This window comes from Chryseobacterium cupriresistens (assembly GCF_046614675.1).
GTDB lineage: Bacteria > Bacteroidota > Bacteroidia > Flavobacteriales > Weeksellaceae > Chryseobacterium > Chryseobacterium cupriresistens.
In genome coordinates this window covers 567,670-588,263 of the sequence record NZ_JBKKJT010000001.1, presented here as the reverse complement: position 1 = coordinate 588,263, position 20,594 = coordinate 567,670, and the positions used below count along the sequence as shown (strand labels likewise).

Here is a 20,594-nt window from a genome sequence, read left to right as displayed (position 1 = left end):
TTTAATGGTATTTTCTTTTGATTTTTCTTTTAATTCTTGAGTAGTGTGTCTGCTTGCTTTTTTCGTCCTGAGAAACCACACTGATATTTCCATCCACTTCCAGAACGGAAAGCTTTACATTGTTAATGTTTTCAATTCCGTGTTCTCTTATCGCTTCTTCCAATTCGCTTTCTGTAATCTTTACCCGATTCAGGGCTGCCTGATCGGCAATTCCATCCTTGATCAGAATAACCGGCTCATCTTCCATAAAAGTCTGAAAGGAGCGGCTGGAAAACATGAATCTCTTCACAATGAAATTAGCAACAAACAAAACCAATGCCGCCACGATTCCTCCCTGAAGAGAGGTATCAGGACCTACCATGGCATTCTGAACAGCATTTGAAATTAACAACAATAATACAACATCTCCTGCATTGAGCTGGGAAAGCTGATTTTTGCCGAATAAACGGATAGCAATTACCATGAAAAGGTAAACGCAGAGGGAACGGACAGCAACATTAAGAATTGGATCCACAATTTTTTTTTATCTACTCAAATGTATTGATTTTTGTGATTCTTAAGAAATATTTTATAGGCAGATTTTGGTATACATTTTGAGCCTGAAATTCAAATAATACCACAAAATAACACAATGAAAATTTTTTTTCTCTGTTTAGGAATATTTCTGTTTTTTGTATCCTGCAAAAAGAATGAACCTCAACCTACCCGGTTTTCAGAAACTGCCATTATTGAAAAAGTAAATGAGCTTTATACTCAATATGGAAAATCCAACGAAGCTATTTATAACCAGCCGATTCCGGATGCTTTATTTTCTCAGGATTTAAAAAAAGTTTTAGACGAGGCCATCAATGCATCAAAAGCAGATATTGAAAAGGTAAAGAATAGTGATCATCCTGATGAGAAACCTTTAATATTCGAAGGTGCTATTTTTTCCAGCCTGTATGAAGGATTTACAGATTATAAAATCAAGTCTGTTAAGATACAGGATAAAACTGCTGAAGCATTGGTGGCCTTCGAATATAATGCGGCTTCCCCCAAAGAAACCTGGATGGACACCGTGCATCTGATCAAGACAGAGAAAGGATGGAGAATAGATAATATTACTTTTGATACAATAGGGAATTCTAAAGATCTTAAAGCAAGATTAACAGAGTTTGTTCAGAGTACATAACAATAGAAAAGCCGCTTTTTGTAAGCGGCTTTATTTTTTACGGACATTGAACGATTGGAATATCACTGCAGATTACTTTATTTGCCCACTCGCAAAACGTACAGTATTAAAATTAATCTCAAAATTCTTCTAAAGAATTTTTAATTGTCTAGAAATTACATCATTGTAATTTTTGTCATAGTTTTTATGTTGAAAAGTTAGAAAAATTTTTTTGTCATTTTTACTAACTTTAGGATTAAATTCTTTTTCAAATACATTATTTTTTATGAAGTTCTCATAAATCTGTTTTGTATCAAATTCAATATTTATAAATGAACACTCCTTGAAAGAACATTTTTCGAATTCTCCTGTTTTTTCAATCTTTATATTATCAAAAGTAACATTATTAAACTCAGAATTATAGAATTTCACTTCACTAATATAACAATCATTAAATACAATATTCTTTAAACTACAATTTTGAAAAGATACACCTGAAATTGAATCATTAAATATCAAATAACTTAATTCTGAAGAGGATAAATAAAAGTACCTATCAAACCAAGAAAACGAAATATAATTAAAACTATTATCAAACAAACTAATAACACCTTTTGGTATATTTTTCGTATAATGATTTGTCAAATCACTATCTAATACTAATATTCGACCTACTTTTTTGCACGCAAAGCCTAAATATATGAAAGATAGCCAAAATATTGATGTAATCTTTTCTATTGCAGTTAATTTACAGGTATCTCTACTATATCTCAATAAAAAATCATTATTACTAAGACTGTAAAATACTTTTTTAGATCTATCAATTAATAAAACTAATTCAGCAACATTTTCATTTAATATTATTTCTTGAACATTCCGATCAACCATTCCTTTAAAGGATTTATCTCCAATTAAATAGGTCAAAAGATCAAAATATTCATTAATATCAATGTCTTTATAATCCCCATTCCTATTTGTTGATAAAAATAAATCTTTAAATTTTTCCCAAAAGTATTCCGCTGTTAAATATTCCCAAATAGAATTATGAAAAAACTCGATTGCAGCCTCGTCACTTGCTTTATTTGACTCTTGAAAATAAAAACTGATTAATAAATATTTTGTTAAGTCCATAAAGTTTCTAGAATCATTAGTAAAGTCATCTTCAAAACATTTATTTATAAAACTTTTTGTAGAATCTAAATTAGTCAAATCTTTTATAGTTATATATAAATTAGGAGATTGATAAATTGAAAAAGCAATACTTCGAATATACTCTCTTAAATGTCTCTGATAAACATCAGGACTTATATTTTTTTTAATAAAATCTAATTGTCCTTTTTGTTTATCCCAACTTCTTTCTGCTAATGAATTAAATATCCTATTATATATTTCCGATCTAGAATTTGATTTATTTATATCAATATTTGACAAAGCAATAAAATACAAAATTACAGGTTGTCTAATTAGTTCATTTAAGTGTTGATATTCTATTGTATTTGCATTATCGACATAAAGATCAACATTGTTAATAAATTGATTATCAGGGTAAAAAAACAAATATTTATTTTTGTATTCTAAGACTTGTTCATTGGAGAATACATCTAATTTTAAAACCAAAGAATCATCTATACAAGAATCATTTATATTTAAATAATTTTCTCTCGAAGTTAAAATTATTTTTATCTTAGGATTGGTCCATTTCCATTTATTTAACCTATCATATAAATTTTTTAAATCAGAATCAGTAATTCCTCCACTCATGTACGCTTCGTCTAATCCATCAAGTATTAGAAATCCCTTATCTTCACTGAAATTAATATTATTATGTAAGTGTTTTGTTAATATGTCAAAAGGATTATTGATAAAATCTTTAGCAACTAGCTCTCTTATTTTTACAAAAAAAATCGGAATGTGAGGAAGGTCTAAATTTGATTCCAAATAATCATATATAACTTTATAGCAGAATGAAGTCTTCCCTTGCCCAGGTTGTCCTAAAAGAAATAACATATTATATTCTTTTTTAAGATCTGGATAATGTACATCCTTTAAGTAATAATTGTTTATAAATTCGTGAATATTCAAATTTGCTTCAACAAATTTTTTATTTCCTTTCGACTTATTTAGATTATTCTTAAAAATCAAAAAATTAGGTTCTATATACAAATCTTTTAGAGTTTCAGCACGTTCCTCTATATTCTGTTGTTGCTTGTTTGAATAATATTTTTTAATTATAGCATAGTATTCTAATAAATTTCCATACTTATCTTTGACTACAGACATCGGATTCTCAAAGTATTCAATTAATTTTTTATACTTTTCTTTCTTTTCTTGATATTCATATTCTAAGTTTTCAGCATATCGTAAATAATATATATTTCTTATTGATATTGGCAATTCAATTTGTAAAATTTTTGCATACTCTTTAAAAATTAAAAAAGAATCTGTTAAATATTTTGGTGAGTATTCCAGAATATTTATAAAAAAATTTTTATCTAATGTAATTTCTTTTTCAAAAAATTCTTTTAATGTTTTCTCAAAATTAAGATTCTCAGAAACTAAATGATAATTATTATCTAGCTGAGTTTGCCCAAATTTTTGCAATAACTCACTAACAGTATTTCTCGTCGTTTGAAAAAGTAATAAAAAAGCCAAACATTCAATATCTTTTTCTACTTCTACAACTTCAGTAATTGCTGATCCCCAATTAAAATCAAAAAAGTTTTTTATTAATTCTCTTGAATTAATTCTCCACTTAATTTTTGAGGCATTTAATTTAATTTCCATGGATATTCATTTTTGTCCAAAAATAAATAAAAAAAATATGAAAAATTATGGTTTACCATAATACATTTTCATCATTATTCTAATATTCATATTAAAAAAAATCCCATGCAAAATATGCATGGGATTTTTTAATTTTTTAAAATAAATATTATCTGTTATGGATCTCTACTGTCACCGGCATTACGTAAGTATAGGCAACCATATTATCAGTTAGTTTTTTGCGATCTACCCTGTAGTCGAGATCACTTAACACGGTTTCAATTTCTTTACTTACGGTTTTACAGTCTCCACTGGAGTGAACGTTTACAATTTTTCCGTTTTTTGCGATATCAAATTTCACCACTGAGTTTACGGTTCCCTGCTTGTAATCAGGATTGGTAAGGTCAAAATTGGCTTCTAATTTATTTCTGATATCGTTAAACGTTTCACTTTTGCTCAGTTGAATTTCCTGAATGGTATTATGATCTGTAGTCTGAGCTTTAGCAGTGTTCAAAACAGCAGCAAATCCGCAAACGAAAAGTGAAGCCATTACTATTTGAATTCTATTTTTCATAACTAACTGGTTTTAAATATTATACTAACTTATTTTTGTATCTCTTAACCAAAGTTATTAAAAATAATTCATATTAATTTTACATTGAGTTAACATTGAGTTAACATTAAAGATTAATTAATTGATTATCAGTTTAATAAATTTTAAAAATAATTGAAAATTTAATATTGGAAAGGTATTTTAAGCATAAAAAAGGCTAAACCTTATGAGTTTAGCCAATTATTATCTCGATTTTCTTATTTTAAAAATGCTCTATAAATTTTATGAATACTTACTCCAGTTCCCTCTTCAGGAACTTTCCAGTCAAGCTCTTCTTAGACTTTACAATTTCTTCAGGAGTTCCCTGTGCAACGATCTGTCCGCCATGTTTTCCTCCTTCTGGTCCTACGTCAATAATATGGTCTGCTAATTTGATGACGTCCATATTATGTTCGATGATGATGAATGAGTTTCCAAGTTCTACCAATTGGTTGATGGCATCCATCAGGATTTTTACGTCTTCAAAATGAAGTCCTGTAGTTGGTTCATCAAGAATATAAAGGGTATTTCCGGTTTGTCTTTTTGCTAATTCAGTTGCTAACTTGATACGTTGTGCTTCACCTCCTGAAAGGGTTGTCGACTGCTGTCCAAGGGTAATATACCCTAAACCTACATCCTGTAATGTTTTTACTTTTGCAAAAATCTTAGGAATCGGCTGGAAGAAATCTACCGCTTCATCAATCGTCATATCCAATACGTCAGAGATTGATTTTCCTTTGTAACGAACTTCTAAGGTTTCTCTGTTGAAACGTTTTCCGTTGCAGGTTTCGCAGTGTACGTATACATCCGGAAGGAAGTTCATTTCAATCACTTTCAATCCTCCACCCTGACAGGTTTCGCATCTTCCGCCTTTCACGTTGAAAGAGAATCTTCCCGGTTTATATCCACGGATTTTACTTTCCGGCAGCTCTGCAAAAAGGTTTCTGATATCGGTAAACATTCCGGTATAGGTTGCAGGATTCGAACGTGGCGTTCTTCCAATTGGTGTCTGGTCTACGTCTACAATTTTATCAATATTCTCTAACCCTTCAATTTTCTTGTAAGGTAACGGTTCCTGAACCGCTCTGTAGAAGTGCTTGTTAAGGATCGGATATAATGTTCCGTTAATCAGAGAAGATTTTCCGCTACCTGAAATTCCGGTTACTACAACCAGTTTTCCAAGAGGAATATCCAGGGTTACGTTTTTAAGATTGTTCCCTGTAGCGCCTTTTAAAACAATATTTTTACCGCTTCCAGCTCTTCTTTCTGCCGGAATTTCTATTTTTCTTTTTCCATTAATATACTGCGCCGTGATGGTATCAGCTTTCAAAAGATCTTTTGGTTTTCCCTGCCAAAGAATCTCTCCACCGAATTTTCCTGCTCTGGGACCAATATCCAGCACCTCATCAGCTTCAAGAATCATGTCTTTATCATGTTCTACTACCAATACGGAGTTTCCGATATCTCTCAGGTTTTTCAGAGAATGGATCAGTCTTTCATTATCTCTCTGGTGAAGCCCGATACTTGGTTCATCAAGGATATATAAAACATTCACCAATTGAGATCCGATCTGTGTTGCCAGGCGGATTCTCTGTGATTCTCCTCCGGAAAGTGTTTTTGAACTTCTGCTCAGACTTAAATAATCCAATCCTACATCCAGCAAAAACTGAAGCCTGGTTTCAATTTCTTTTAAGATCTCGTGAGCAATGATTTTATTCTTTTCTGAGAATTTATCTTTAACATCAGCCAGCCAGTCTTTTAAATCCGCTAAGCTTAAAGCATTGACCTCTGCAATGTTCTTTCCATCAATTTTAAAACTTAAGCTTGAAGGCTGAAGACGGGTTCCGTGACATTCAGGACATATTTCTTCTGTAGTGAAATGTCTTTCCAATAAAACAGCTTCATAGGAATCTCTATCATCAATAATCTCCTCCATGAAAGCGATCAGACCATCGAAACCTATTTTTATTTTCTTGGTAATTCCTGCGTATTTCAGGTCTTTATTGAATTCTTTGTGACATCCGTTGTAGATATAATCCAGTGCTTCTTCCGGAATATCCTGCAATGGCGTTGTTAATCCTAATCCAAAGATCTCAAGAATGTTTTTGATCTGTGACAGGATCCATTTGTTGGACTTGATATCTTCCAACGGCAATAATCCTCCCTGATTGATGGATAGTTTCGGATTGTCTATAAAGTAATCGGTATTGATTTTTTTAATGGTTCCCAGACCTTTACAATTCGGGCAGCTTCCTTTTGGAGAGTTGAATGAGAATGTATTGGGTTCAGGCAGCGCCAGAGAGTGTCCTGTTTCCGCATCCATCAGATTTTTGGAAAAATATTCAATATCTGTGCTTCCCAGTTTCTGAATTCCGATAATTCCTTCCCCCATTTCCATTGCAGTACGCAATGATTTTTCCATTCTGCTTTCCGAAGCATTCTCCCCGATAATCCAACGATCGATCACAATGTCGATATCATGGGTTTTATAACGGTCAAGTTTTAAATCATATTCAATATCCTGCAGCTCACCATCAATTCTTGCCTGCCCGTAACCTTTTTTAGCCATCTGAACAAAGAGTTCATGATAATGCCCTTTTCTGGAACGCACCACGGGCGCCAAAAGCATGATTTTCTCCTTTTTATAATTTTCTTTGATGGTTTCAAGGATCTGATCTTCGGTATAGCTCACCAGTTTCTGTCCTGTAGACAAAGAATAAGCATCTGAAACTCTGGCATACAATAGACGCAGAAAGTCGTACAGTTCGGTAACCGTTCCTACGGTAGAACGTGGGTTTTTATTGGTTGTTTTCTGCTCAATGGCAATAACCGGAGAAAGTCCTTCGATTTTATCTACATCAGGACGCTCCAATCCGCCCAGAAATTGGCGTGCATAAGCAGAAAAAGTTTCAATATAACGACGCTGACCTTCTGCAAAAATAGTATCAAAAGCCAACGACGATTTTCCACTTCCGGAAAGGCCGGTAATCACGACCAATTCGTTGCGCGGAATTTTTACGTTAATATTTTTAAGATTGTGTTCACGGGCTCCGTAAACTTCTATATATTCTGTTGATTTACTCATAATTTGGGGTGATTTGCCTGAAAATCACAACGTGCAAAAATACGAAATTTTATAGACTTTTTTTGAATATAAAAGGGATAAAAGTTTCATAAAAAATTCTTAGGTTTTGTTAATGCTTTGAACCAAATGTTATTGAATTTTTCCGGAGAGATTTTATAAGTTTTGGCTGAAGCCAATGGAAAGCTCATTGATAAAAAAACGGGCTAAAGCCCATTCCTATTGATATCATTCAAAAATGCCGCAATTGATACGGCATTTTATATTTTAAACTAATTGGGTATTGAAGAAATTACATATCCTGGAAGTCAACATCTTCATTGGTGATTCTTACAATATATTCAATTCCATCAATAGCTTTGGCAATAATCTGATTCCTTATAATATTGGCCATATTTTCCCAATAGGCTCTTCCGTAGAAAGAATAGTTCTGAGGAATAATCTCTACCTCAACCGTTCTTACAAATCCTTCTTTTGGCTTGTTGCTGATCATCGTTCCTCTTCTTACCCTTACTTCTCTTACTTCATCTTTCAGAATCATACGACAGTAGTTTTTAACGTCTTCCAAAGAAATGATCTTATCTCTGGTTGTTAATGCATATTTATAAGCCTGAATACTATCCGTTCCTTTTTGTTCTTCGGCCCCTCCCAATGTTTCGGTAAGCAGTACCACAGTCTGAGATTTCAGCTGGTTGGAAAGTTCAGTTCCCGGACGCATATGATTGGCCAGCGTACAGTGTGTAATCCAAAAAGAAGCGTAGGTATGATCGGTTTTTTCTACCGGTTCCATGATCACGTAATTCAGCTCCTGTCTGATATTTCTTTTGGCATTGTTTACTTTCTGCACCATGGATTTCATTTTGTCAGACATTTCACTTAAGACTCCTTTTACATTATCTCTGTTCAAAAGGGAAAATGCAGCAATTTCATCTCTTGTCAGTTCCAGAACATTGGCAATCATATCTACTGCATTTCGGCTGGTAAAACGTTCCATTCCACCTTTTCTTACAGTATATAATCCTTTTTTAAGATCATCGGCCGGAGTGAAAGGAATTTCGGTATATCTTCTGCCGTCACCATCCTGTACCTCATCCACATAAAGGAAATGCTCGCCTTCGTCTGTTACCAAAGGGATATTATTCCCCATGATATCAAGGCTGTATTCTGTTTTTTTCCAGCCTCTGTTATAGATTGGAAAAGCATTGAGTACAAATGAGAAATTGTCAAGAATCTCCGCTGAAAACTGAGGAGGAAACTCAAATGTTAGCCACAGGTAGCTTTTATTATCCAGAAATTTAGTAAATTCTTCTTTTCCAGCCAGGAAATCAAGGTTCTGTGGAAGCTGTCCCGGTTCTGAGAACAGACTTTGAGAGATTCCTGTTACTTCAATAAATTTATGACGATAGATACTTTTAATATCTTCAATCACCTTATTTCTGATGGATTGCTCTTTGAACATCTGTTCATAACCGTCATTCTGACTTTCTGTAAGATAACTTAATCCTTCTCTTACAAACAGAGGGTTACCATTGCTTGAAACCGTAATATACGGTAATAATTTATATACGAAATCAAGGTGCTCGAAAGCAGGATTGGAGCAGAATATGCTCAGGTATTTGGGAAAGTTTTCACTTACATATTTGCTTACATCTACCCCTATTGTGATTTTTCTGTAATCTTCAGGTCTTCCCTGAAATCTTGCAATAGGAATTTTGTTGAATCTGTCATCGATGCTGTAGCAGGTATTTCCTACAAACATGATTGAAGTGTGAACTTTATTGATTCTTACATTTCCCACCGGAGTAAAAGGAATGTTCAGCTGTTTGTCCGATTCCGATTTCACCGTGGAAGTCATCTGTTTACGGAAAAAGAATTCCGTGTGTTCCAATAAAATTTCAGAAGACTCATAAGGCTGTGTAAAAGCTACGGAATGAGCCGGAATAGGATGGGTATAAATGGACGGTGTAAGCAGTTTTGCTAGTTTTTCCAATATACGGGCATTCACCGTCTGTATTTCATTATTCGCTTTGAAAACCTCTGTACTGAATGCGTCTATCAGCAGTTTTACAAAAGGATCTAAAGACTGTGGGCTCCTTAATCCCCATACTTTAGTTGCATTCTGCAGCATTCTTGCTTTTACAGATTCTTTGGAATAAATATTCTGATCTAAATTCATAATTTTCTTTCGCTGTTAAAAATATTAATCAATAGACATCGGGCTTAGAAACAGCTCTGTTGAGAAACTGAACCGTTCTCCTGTTTCTTCCATTTTTGCATTGATGGCAATTCTTACTTTCTTTTTAATTTCGGTGTGTTCTTTAGTATCGTAGCTGTGCTCTACAAATTGTATGTGAGCATCGATCTGCGGGTTTACGATTCTTGGTTCATATTCCTGAATCTGTCTTCTTAAGCTTTTGATAAAAACGCTTTCCCAGATGGCACTTGTAACTCCATTATCGAATTCAAGGTTCCAGACATCATTTCCATAGTTTTCATCATATCTGTTCTCCCCTTTTTTGGTGGTGATCAGCAGCATAATATTGTGGGCAATACTTTCGCCCATATCGCAGGTATCGATACTTCCGCCTTCGGTCATTAAAGTAGAGGGTACGAAAGGCATTCTGTAATTTGGTGTATCCATAACTTATTGTTTTTACTTCATGGTCCTGTTCTAAAAACGAAATACCAAATTACACATTTTCGACAAATAATAATGATATACTTTAAAATATTATTCAAAAACAAGGGCCTTCAAACTGAATTGAAAGCCCTTTAATCTGTTATATTTTTGTTTTATTTTAAGTATTTGCTTTTTTTCTGTTGATAAAATAGTACACAGGAAGTCCCAGCAATACCAAAACAAAACCAGGCCATGTATATTGCTGCTTGTAAATAAGCAAGAGGATACAGAAACATGTTCCTATGACAAGATAAATAACCGGCGTTACAGGATAAAGCCATGTTTTATAAGGTCTTTCCAGCTGCGGCTGTTTGATTCTTAAATAAATAACTCCAAAAACCGTAATCATATAGAAAAGAACGATTACGAAAGAGATCATATCCAGCAAATTTCCATACTGCCCGCTCAGACACAAAATGGAAGCCCAGACTCCCTGCATCCACAATGCATTTTCAGGAACTTCATTTTTATTATTTTTTACGGCTGACTTAAAGAACATGCCGTCTTTGGCCATCGTCTGGAAAACTCTTGCTCCTGCCAGAATCAGTCCGTTGTTACATCCAAATGTAGAAATCATGACCAATAAGGCAATGATGATAGTTCCTGCACTTCCAAATATATTCTGGGATGCCGCTACCGCTACTCTGTCATTAGCAGCAAATGCAATTCCGTCTCTGTCCAGAGCATTTAAGTAGACATAGTTTACCGCGATATAAAGGATCATTACAGCAGAAGTCCCGTAAATCATTGATTTCACTACATTCTTTTTAGGGTTTTCAATTTCACCGGAAACAAATGTTACACTTTCCCAGGCCACAGAGCTGAAGACAGAGCCTACCATGGCAGCAGCAATTCCGCCTAGAAGAGTCATTCCTCCAATCGGTTCCCAGCCTTCTTTAAGGAAATTCCCGCTCAAATCTTTTTTAAGGTTATTGAAAGAATCTGTTCCCCAGCTAAAGTTTTCTGCTAAATGAGAAATGTCTACTAAAATAAAACCGGCCGCAATCAGCCCAAGTAATGCAATAATTTTGGAACCGGTAAAGATATTCTGAAGGATTTTTCCGCTTTCTACACCTCTGGTATTGATATAGGTGAGCAAAATAATGACAGCAATGGCAAGAATCTGTATCCAGGTTATTTTAAATTCACCACTCTGGAAAATAGGAGCAGCATCGTTTAATGACGGAATCAGATAAGCGGTAAATTTCCCAAAAGCCATTGCCACCGCAGCAATAGTTCCGGTTTGTATCACCGTAAACAATCCCCATCCGTAAAGAAATCCCATTTTTTTTCCGAAAATCTCTTTCAGGTAAGTATATTGCCCTCCGGCCTTCGGAAACAGTGCAGACAGTTCTCCATAGCTTATGGCTGCAGCTACTGTCATCACTCCTGTAATTACCCATACGATAATCAACCAAAACCCGGATCCCAGGTTTCGCATCATGTCAGCACTTACAATAAAGATCCCGCTTCCGATCATCGATCCCATCACAAGCATGATGGCATCCCATAGTTTCAGTTTTTTTTCCATAGTCAAGTATAGAGGTCAAATATAATCAAATCTGTCTTTGATTTTCAAATTTGTTGAAAATTCATTGAAATACCTGTTTTTTGTTATTTTTTATTCCTTTATGATTCAATTTTAATTAGTATTTTTGAGAAAAATATTAAACATGAAATTTAAAGCAATATTATTGGGTGCAGCTTTAACAGCTTCTTCATTAGCTTTTGCTCAATCCGGACCACCGGAAGGAAAAGCGTTGGTAGGTGATACTTACGGAGATCAGGTAACTTCATCCGCTGAATCCAAAGCGATCACCGCAGATAAATTGAATAAACAGCTTAAAAAAGATAACAAAAAAGTTGAGAATGTTTCCGTTAAGGGAAAAGTAACAGACGTATGTGACAAAAAAGGCTGCTGGCTAACGATCCAGACAGAAGATAATTCTAAGTTTTTTGTAAAAATGAAAGATTACGCTTTCTTTGTACCTACCGCATTAAAAGGGAAAAATGTTGTATTGGAGGGGAACGCAGAAAGAAAAGTAACTTCTGTAAATGAACAGAAACATTACGCGGAAGATGCTAAAAAGCCTCAGTCTGAAATTGATGCTATCACTCAGCCCAAAGAAGAAATCAGATTTGTAGCGAATGGAATTAAAGTGGTTAACTAATCTTTAGAGGAATCGACATTCTAAAATTAAGTTTTGGCTAAAGCCGGATGAATATTCATTAAAGTAAATGGGCTAAAGCCCATTCCTATTGAATAACATTATAATTGAGTGGATAGCCCATTTGAATTTTGGAAATTAGTTATATAAAAAGTTTCGGCAGCCCTTCAGGCTGCCGAAACTTTTTATATGGGAGATATTTAAAGTCTTTTAATCTTCTATTTTAAAATCCACAACTGCGTCCAGTTTGGGATATTTAGTTGCAGAAATAAATTTCTTTCCGGTACAGTCTATTTCCAGCCAGCCCTTTTTTTGTTTCACATCTCCGGCTTCCATTACGAAAGGAATAAATGAGATGTCACTTTTCCCATCTTCTTTGATTTCCCTGTACTGAACTGCAATATCAAGAATACATTCATGCTCTGTATTCAGCTTTACATTTCTGTAAATCAAGTCATAATGAGTTTCCTGGTTCTCAGGGATTTCAAGGTAAGTTTCCCAGCCTGTAGTATCAGAGTTAAGTTCACTGATTGCTTTCAAAGCATAATAAAGAGCAATTGTATAGTATTTTCTTGTTCCTGTCCGGGTATAATCTTCTACAAAGTGCCCGCCTTCAAATAAGATGGTTGGCATCCCTGCTTTGATAAAGTTATCTCCGGTAGAAGTCGGATAAAATTCATCAGAATATCTTCCGATCTGGTTGGGGATCATTTCTTTTAAGTGGTTGTATATACTTCCAATGACTGCCATACATTTCTTTCTGTTTTCGGTAACCGTCCGTTCTACGTTTTCCGAAGGAGCCAAAAAGGAAAGCGTAGCAGGATGAATACCATCAGTGGTAAAAATGGTTCTCTGCTCATGAAGATTTAAAGCATAATCATATTTTTTGGAAGCTGCTGCTTTTTTCAGGAATTTAATCTCCTTACTTGCTTCGTTATGAAAATCTCTGTTCAGGTCAATATCGGCAGCATTCAGTCTGGTCCATCTTTCGGATCCGTCCGGATTCAGCATGAATATAAAATCAAGTGTTATTTTACTGAATAAGTCCTCCTTCATTTCCGGAGCTTTATCAAGGCTTACCAAAAGGTCAAGCATAGCATGAGTGGCATTAGATTCATTTCCGTGCATTTGTGACCAGGCCAATACCTGAATGTTTCCGGTTCCGATACTTAACTGATAAATCGGTTTATCTAAATAGGATGTTCCGATCTCGTGAATATAATCGCTGAGATTGGCCTGTAGATAAGAAAATAATTTTTCAGGGGAAATATAGCGATTTGAGAAATCGGGGTTTTGAGAATAGATCTGTTCAAAATTCATTGTAGGAATAGTTTACAAGAATCAAATTTAGCCATTTTTAGCCAAAAACTTAAATTAACATTTGTAAATGTTAGCAAAATTCACGAATTTACATTTGACATCTGTTCTGAAAATTGTTTACAAGATTTAAATTAGTCAAATTGAGAGTTATAAAAATAAATTGACAATTGTAATATTATTAAACAGCACTGGAGGACAATTTGTCTGTGGATAAAATTGTGGATTGCGAATAATTTAATATGACATATTTAAAATATTAAAAGTCAGTACTTTATAAAGTTTAATTCAACTGTATTTATAACCGTACTTTAAGTGTAAAAATAGAGTGTTTTTGCTATTTGAGGGTTATTTTGCTAAACATAAAAATTGTGGAAAACCAAGTTGCTTAGTAGTGTATACATATGTAAAACAACAGAAAAATCAAATGGATGTCTGAAAATTATTCAAATAATACTTTTATCAGGAGTTTTAATCTTTGATAAAATGAGTTGCTTAACAGGAACAGTATTTTCCCCTCAATTTGGCCAAATATGAGCCTAAAATAGTATATTTACATCAGTAATTTACTACTGTAACTCTATTAAAATTGCTTTTATATGTGTTTTATAAGGTATTTATCGATAATCTTATTTCCGGAAACGATTTAAGTAGTTTAATAATGTATATTCTGTTTTTAAAGATATTTAATGGATAAAATAGCTCCATCGATCGGTTTAATTTACATTTTTAAACCAGTTTTTTTAAAGAACAGTAGTCTTTTACCAGATCGAAACTATCTGTCTACAGCTGTAATGGTAGATTCATCTGATAAGTAAATACAATTGTAATTTACATATAATGATTTGATTTTAAAACAATTAAAACTTTGTTACAAATGTATACAAAAGTAATTTCAAATTATTTACATTTGTATTTTGCATTTGTAAATTATATATGTTACATTTGTAAAATAATTAAAGGCTTATTTTTATGAGTTTAAATGAAAGAATTTCCAAAATTATAGAGTATTCTCGTCTTACTCCTTCCGAGTTTGCTGATGAAATTGATGTGCAGCGTTCGTCCATTTCACATATCACGTCAGGAAGAAACAAACCTTCTCTTGAGTTTATCATAAAAATAAAATCCCGTTTCCCGGAACTTCTATGGGACTGGCTGGTTACGGGTGAAGGTGAAATGCTAAAATCCCAGCTGCCCGAATCAGAAATTAAAGAAGAATATACGGAAGAGGAGAAAATAAAAACAACTCCACTACCCGATCTTTTTACCATGATGAATGACGATGATGAATTCGGAAGTGATGAAACGGAAGCGGAACCTTCAATATCAAGTCCTGGAGAATCGTTTATACCAGCCCATGATAAAGCTCCGGAAAAAATATCGGATTCTCAGCGATTAGAAAATTCGGGTGATCATATTTTAGGACAACTATTTGGTAATCAACAAAGTAAGATAAAACGAATTGTTCTGTTCTACGAAAACGGAAAATTTGAAAGTTTTGAGCCTTAAAAAACCTGATCAAGGAAAATGATCAGGTTAAAAAAATATTTGAAGAAGAAAACTAAAGCTATTGCTTTATTTTATTTTAAAAAAATTTTCACGGATACCAGTGACAGAGTTTTTACCTTTTATGATCGTCTGATCCCCTACTATATTTTTATAATTTAGTTTTAATAAGAGTGATTAGTGTATGGATGGTTACTGTCATAGGACAGAAGTGTGTACTAGTAAATGAAGATAGTGTTTTATGTTTTTTTATAGTTTTATCAAATATAACTATTTAAAATAAAATCAACAATAAAAATCGAATTATTTTACACTATAACCAACGCATCTTACTATTATATTCATTATCATTAATTCACTGTTCCATTCCGTCTTTTAATTCCAATAAAAAAGACCTGCAAAACTGCAGGCCCTATATATATTGTGGACAATACTATTATTTCTTTCTTCTTTCCAATTCTTTTTTGATCAGTCCAAGCTCTCTTCCGGTTTGTCCGGCCACAGAGGTGTTTTCCTGGGCTCTTCTAGTTAAATAAGGGACAACATCCTTTACAGGTCCGTATGGAAGATATTTAGCCACATTATAGCCTTTATCTGACAGATAGAAAGTGATATTATCGCTCATCCCGTAAAGCTGTCCGAAATAAATGTGCGGATTGCTGTTTTCCAGAGATTTTGCTTTCATTTTATCCATAATCAGCTCAGAAGAGATTTCATTATGGGTTCCAAAGAATGCTGACACTTTATCCAGATGATCCATTACAAAGTCAATTCCTGCATTATAATTTTTATCTGAAGCCTCTTTTGTCGGCTGAATAGGATCTGCGTATCCTTTTTCTGCTGCTCTGGCTCTTTCTTTTTCCATGTAAGCACCACGAACGATTTTATAACCGATGAAGTAATTTTTCTCTCTTGCTCTCTGAAGATGTGCCTCCATATACTCCAGTCTTCCGGTTCTGTACATCTGGATGGTATTCCAAACTATAGGTTTCTGCTGGTTATATTTCTCCATCATTTCTTCACAAAGATGGTCTGCTGCGTCCTGCATCCAGGTTTCTTCAGCATCTACCATTACTTTTTTATCATGTTCATGGCAAAGACTGCATACTTCATCAAATCTTTTTACCACTCTTTCCCATTCTTCTTTCTGGCTGGTAGTAAGCTCAGCTCCTTTTCCAACAGCTTCATAAAGATCAATTCTTCCGAATGCGGTAGGTTTAAATACAATAAAAGGAATCGCCGGATTTCCTACTGAGAATCTTACAATGTCCTTGATTTCTTTGCAAACCGCATCAAAAGTTTCTTCATCTTCTTTCCCTTCAATGGAATAATCAAAAATACTCCCAACTCCCCTTTTAAACAGCTGTTTTACAACTTTCATGCTTTCTTCACGGGTTTCACCACCGCAGAACTGCTCAAATAAGGTATTTTTTACAATTCCGGTAACGAAAGGGAAATTGTTGTGTACTGTGAAATTCAGAACAGATGTTCCAAGGCTTGTAAGGGTGGGCTGTTCAATCATTTTAAACATCCAGTAAGCCTTTCTCAATTGTGCATCAGACTTGTCTGCAAATGCAATTTTAGTATCATTAAAAATGGGCATTCCTATTTATTAAATTTAGTTATGCAAAGGTAATAATAACCTCAGTTTATTTAAAGAATTTTTTTACAATTTATGCTCTATTCCGTTTAAAAGCATGGCGATGATTCCTACAAAAACCCAGAATCGTAATACATTCAATGTAAGAAAGTTACTTCTTCTGGAAGCATTTAAAAGAAGATATATGCATACAATCATGACAAAAAGCCCGCCGGCAAAATAATAAGCCATGAATCCGGTAGTACTGGTTTTCGTAATAATATTCATTGAAACTGCCATGGTAACGATCAGTAAAGAAGTCAGAATAATTTTTGTATTTCTGCTTTTAAAATAATTGGGAATGGTAGTATATCCGAAAGCTTTATCCACACTTCTGGTAAGCGTATCTTTCACAATATCAATACATAGCAGGATAAGGAATAGAAAAACAGCCATCAGAAAAACCTTTTTGGAAAAAGTTTCGTAATACACCATCATTCCAAAGAACGGATACAGCGTCAGACTGACAAAAGTAAGGTTGTTCAGGATCAGTATTCTGCTCAGTTTATGGCTGTAAAACCACATAAAGAACTGATAGACCAGAAAAAAAACAAATACATTATGAGAAATTATCCAGGCTACCCCTAGAGAAATTGCACTTAGTGCCAGGTAGGCATAGAGAAAATATTTTTGTTTGATGAAACTCTGAACCCTTGTTCTGAAGGGTTTTACTACATGATCTTTCTCCAGATCGTAAAATTGGTTGATGATACCACCTGCCAGAATCGTAAGGACAGTACAAAAAATAATCCCGTGTACTTTGAAATCGAAGACAAATTTTCTGAAAGATTCATCCTGATTGAACAGGAAAAAAGTAGATACATAAAGTGCAAACGTCAACAGAGCAGCTACAAAAAACCGTGCTCCGAGAAGAAAGCCCACGAATTGTGAAAATCTGTAAAATAGAGATTTTGATAAATAGTTTTTAGATTGGAAAGGTTCTTTTTCAGAATTCATTCCAATCTGTTTAAAATCTGTAAATCACTTCTTTTTGGAAGCCGTCAAGCATTCTTTCTGCTTTTGCATAGTCTTTGGTAAATCCTAAGATATAGCCGCCTCCACCGCTACCGCACAGTTTCAGATAATAAGCGTTAGAATCCAGACCTTTTTTCCAGATGTTAAAAATACTTTCAGGGATCATAGGACGGAAATGTTCATAAGCCCAGTGAGAAAGCTTTTTAAGGTTTCTGAAGAATGGATTCATGTCTTTTTTAAGGAAAGATTCGATACATGCATTGTTATAACGGATGAACTCTTCTTTCAGGGTTTTGCGGAAACCTTCTGTTTTCATTTTTTCGAAGAAAATCTGAATCATAGGTCCTGTTTCACCTGTCATTCCGGAATCTATCAGGAAAATAGCTCCTTTTCCTTCTTCACCTTCGGGAATATTTACCCTGTCTAAATTCTCTTTATTTTCGATAAGGATTGGCAGATTCATATAACAGATCAGTGGATCCATTCCTGAACTTTTTCCATGGAAATAGCTTTCCATTTCACCAAAAACAGCTTTTAATTTTTTAAGATTATCTTTTGAAATGTTTTCAGGATTCAGTTTGCTGACTGAATATTTTTCAAAAATAGCAGCCACTAAAGCACCGGAACTTCCCACTCCATACCCCTGAGGAATATTGGAATCAAAGAAAAGTCCGTTTGAAATATCATTTTTGAAGCTCTCGATATCCAGCTTAAAGTCGTCGGAAAGATCAAGTGCTGTAAGAAATTCAGAATATTTCTGCAAATGTCTGTTGGAATTAAGTTCGAAATCAGAACTCAAATCTGAGAATTTCAAAGTCCCTTTATAGAAGCTGTAAGGTACAACAAGCCCCTGGGAATCTTCAATCATTCCGTATTCTCCAAACAGGATTATTTTTGCATAAAATAAAGGATTGGTCATATTGACAATAAATCTTTTTGCAAAGTTAAAAATTATTCCGCTGAATATAAGCAAAACTCAGGCCGAATTGTCTTCTATTTTACTTTCTTTAGTTCTTCTATTAAAAATACGAAAAAAATATGATAAATAACTATAATTTCATAGATAAAATTCAATGAATTACCTTGACAAAAAAAGACGTTAAAAATAACGTCTTTCAATTTTATAATGTTTCTCTGTCTTTTCTCATTTTAACCTTCAGGAATCTGATTAAAACCAATCCTGCGGCGAAGAATATAGTCATGGACAATGCTGCAATACGCATATTATTGAAATGTTCGATCAATGTTGCAAAGATAAATGTTCCGATGATAATAGCAATTTTTTCCAACACATCATAGAAGCTGAAATAGGTTGTATTCTCCATTGAGTTCTCAGGCAGAAGTTTTGAATAGGTGGATCTGGACATTGCCTGAAGCCCTCCCATTACTAACCCTACTACTGCAGCAACTCCATAAAACTGGTATTCTACTGTTGGGTTTTCTTTGTTCAGGAAATAAGCCCAAAGACAAGCTACAATCCATAGGATGATCGCAATTGAAATAACATTTTTGTTACCAATTCTCTTTGATAACCGTGAGAAAATAACCGCTCCAATGATTGCTTCAATCTGAATCACCAAAAGAGTTCCGATCAGCTTATCCTGAGCAAGGTTAATTTCACTTTTCCCAAATAATGTAGCCATAAGGAAAATCGTCTGCATTCCTACACTGTAAAAGAAGAAGCTCGACAGGAAGAATTTCAGGTTTCTATCTTTGAAAAGCTCTCCTCCTACCTTAAACAGCTCGTGGAAACTTTCTTTTGCAATATCTTTATAGAAGCTCAGGTTATCTTTAAATACTTCAAAGAAGCCTCCCTGTTCTTCATGTTTTTTGAAGATATTCTTATAGTTCAGCAGTACTAAATCTTTAGGCAGTTTATCTTTCACATCCCCAAACTGAGGAAGGTGCTTGAATGTATATTGAGAAAAACCGAACCACCATGCTCCTGTCAGAAGGAAACTGATTCTTGTAAACAGCAGCTGCTGCGCGGCTCCTTTAGCAAAAACCTGAATCAGTACCAAACAGATCACCACCAAAACTACGGAACCGATGTATCCGTAAACATACCCTCTTGCAGAAAGCGCATCCTGTCTGTCCGGTGTTGCAATATCCGGGAGGAAAGAGTTATAAAAAACTAAACTTCCCCAGAAACCGACACTGGCTGTAATGCTGAATAAAAGTCCCAGAAATACATTATGCATTCCCGTAAACATGGCCAATCCCATACAAGATGTTGCACCAAGATAGCAGAAAAACTGCAGGAAAGACTTTTTATTTCCAATCGTATCCGCTAATGAAGATAAAAATGGAGACAGCAATACTACGATAAAGAATGATATGGTAAGGGAATATCCATACACCGCATCTGGCTGATATTCTTCTCCAAAAATTTTGATCATATGTCTTACCGGAACATCAATCCATGTTTTTGTTTCTGCCACGTATTCTTTTTTCTCGTAAGCAGTAGTAAGGATAGAGTAATAAATGGGAAAAATGGTAGAGGTAATCACCAGGGAATAAACAGAATTTGCCCAGTCATATACAGCCCAGGCTTTCATAATTTTCGGATTATTCTTTATGTTTTTAGGCTGTCGATTCTCAGTTTCAGACATTTCAAATATATATTAGTAGCACAAAAATAGAAAAACTACGGAATATTCTACGGTTTTTAATATTATTTTGAAAATAATAATTGTAAAGTATTGAAATAACTCAGCAAAGT

15 protein-coding genes are annotated in these 20,594 nt (G+C 34.2%); 3 read left to right on the top strand and 12 right to left on the bottom strand.

From position 1 onward, the window contains the following. Nucleotide 1: 1 nt before the first annotated feature. Complete coding sequence (locus ACLI50_RS02755) at nucleotides 2-514, bottom strand: DUF421 domain-containing protein (protein ID WP_202840657.1); 513 nt, start codon at nucleotides 512-514, stop codon at nucleotides 2-4. A gap of 117 nt (nucleotides 515-631) precedes the next feature. Between ACLI50_RS02755 and ACLI50_RS02750 the strand changes: the two genes are divergently transcribed. Continuing rightward, nucleotides 632-1,171, top strand: a complete 540-nt coding sequence (locus ACLI50_RS02750; RefSeq protein WP_411413100.1) for a hypothetical protein — start codon at nucleotides 632-634, stop codon at nucleotides 1,169-1,171. Between the two features lie 129 nt (nucleotides 1,172-1,300). On the opposite strand, the gene ACLI50_RS02745 is transcribed toward ACLI50_RS02750, so the two are convergent. From ACLI50_RS02745 to ACLI50_RS02720, 6 genes are all read right to left on the bottom strand, one after another. After that, nucleotides 1,301-3,934, bottom strand: a complete 2,634-nt coding sequence (locus tag ACLI50_RS02745; protein ID WP_411413099.1) for an NACHT domain-containing protein — start codon at nucleotides 3,932-3,934, stop codon at nucleotides 1,301-1,303. A 148-nt stretch (nucleotides 3,935-4,082) separates the two neighbouring features. Further along, complete coding sequence (locus ACLI50_RS02740) at nucleotides 4,083-4,487, bottom strand: hypothetical protein (protein WP_411413098.1); 405 nt, start codon at nucleotides 4,485-4,487, stop codon at nucleotides 4,083-4,085. Between the two features lie 271 nt (nucleotides 4,488-4,758). Then, nucleotides 4,759-7,590 carry an excinuclease ABC subunit UvrA gene (uvrA, locus tag ACLI50_RS02735; protein ID WP_137904926.1) on the bottom strand — a complete coding sequence of 944 codons (2,832 nt, stop codon included), beginning with the start codon at nucleotides 7,588-7,590 and terminating at the stop codon, nucleotides 4,759-4,761. 289 nt (nucleotides 7,591-7,879) lie between these two features. Then, the gene (locus ACLI50_RS02730) at nucleotides 7,880-9,763 is read right to left on the bottom strand and encodes a type VI secretion system baseplate subunit TssF (protein ID WP_411413097.1); all 1,884 of its coding nucleotides are present in this window, start codon (nucleotides 9,761-9,763) and stop codon (nucleotides 7,880-7,882) included. Nucleotides 9,764-9,787: 24 nt separating this feature from the next. After that, nucleotides 9,788-10,228, bottom strand: coding sequence for a GPW/gp25 family protein (locus ACLI50_RS02725; RefSeq protein ID WP_002979175.1), 441 nt, complete (start codon nucleotides 10,226-10,228; stop codon nucleotides 9,788-9,790). A 157-nt stretch (nucleotides 10,229-10,385) separates the two neighbouring features. Beyond that, nucleotides 10,386-11,798 (bottom strand): APC family permease, encoded by a 1,413-nt coding sequence (locus ACLI50_RS02720; protein ID WP_411413096.1) that lies wholly within the window; start codon nucleotides 11,796-11,798, stop codon nucleotides 10,386-10,388. 142 nt (nucleotides 11,799-11,940) lie between these two features. Here ACLI50_RS02720 and ACLI50_RS02715 point away from each other — a divergent pair, with 142 nt between their 5' ends. Further along, nucleotides 11,941-12,438 carry a DUF4920 domain-containing protein gene (locus tag ACLI50_RS02715; RefSeq protein WP_202840669.1) on the top strand — a complete coding sequence of 166 codons (498 nt, stop codon included), beginning with the start codon at nucleotides 11,941-11,943 and terminating at the stop codon, nucleotides 12,436-12,438. A gap of 207 nt (nucleotides 12,439-12,645) precedes the next feature. Here ACLI50_RS02715 and ACLI50_RS02710 read toward each other — a convergent pair whose 3' ends face one another. Next, a complete protein-coding gene (locus ACLI50_RS02710; RefSeq protein ID WP_343642692.1) occupies nucleotides 12,646-13,755 on the bottom strand; it encodes a M14 family zinc carboxypeptidase in 1,110 nt (369 codons plus the stop codon). 969 nt (nucleotides 13,756-14,724) lie between these two features. On the opposite strand from ACLI50_RS02710, the gene ACLI50_RS02705 reads away from it, so the two are divergent. Continuing rightward, nucleotides 14,725-15,261 (top strand): helix-turn-helix transcriptional regulator, encoded by a 537-nt coding sequence (locus tag ACLI50_RS02705; protein ID WP_411413095.1) that lies wholly within the window; start codon nucleotides 14,725-14,727, stop codon nucleotides 15,259-15,261. Nucleotides 15,262-15,694: 433 nt separating this feature from the next. Here ACLI50_RS02705 and ACLI50_RS02700 read toward each other — a convergent pair whose 3' ends face one another. From ACLI50_RS02700 to ACLI50_RS02685, 4 genes are all read right to left on the bottom strand, one after another. Beyond that, the gene (locus ACLI50_RS02700) at nucleotides 15,695-16,861 is read right to left on the bottom strand and encodes a proline dehydrogenase family protein (protein WP_411413094.1); all 1,167 of its coding nucleotides are present in this window, start codon (nucleotides 16,859-16,861) and stop codon (nucleotides 15,695-15,697) included. 63 nt (nucleotides 16,862-16,924) lie between these two features. Further along, nucleotides 16,925-17,854 carry a UbiA family prenyltransferase gene (locus ACLI50_RS02695; RefSeq protein ID WP_411413093.1) on the bottom strand — a complete coding sequence of 310 codons (930 nt, stop codon included), beginning with the start codon at nucleotides 17,852-17,854 and terminating at the stop codon, nucleotides 16,925-16,927. Between the two features lie 10 nt (nucleotides 17,855-17,864). Then, nucleotides 17,865-18,791: a mevalonate kinase family protein gene (locus ACLI50_RS02690; protein WP_202840675.1), complete on the bottom strand. Its 927-nt coding sequence runs from the start codon at nucleotides 18,789-18,791 to the stop codon at nucleotides 17,865-17,867. Between the two features lie 202 nt (nucleotides 18,792-18,993). After that, nucleotides 18,994-20,484 carry an MFS transporter gene (locus ACLI50_RS02685; protein WP_202840676.1) on the bottom strand — a complete coding sequence of 497 codons (1,491 nt, stop codon included), beginning with the start codon at nucleotides 20,482-20,484 and terminating at the stop codon, nucleotides 18,994-18,996. Between the last annotated feature and the right edge of the window lie 110 nt (nucleotides 20,485-20,594).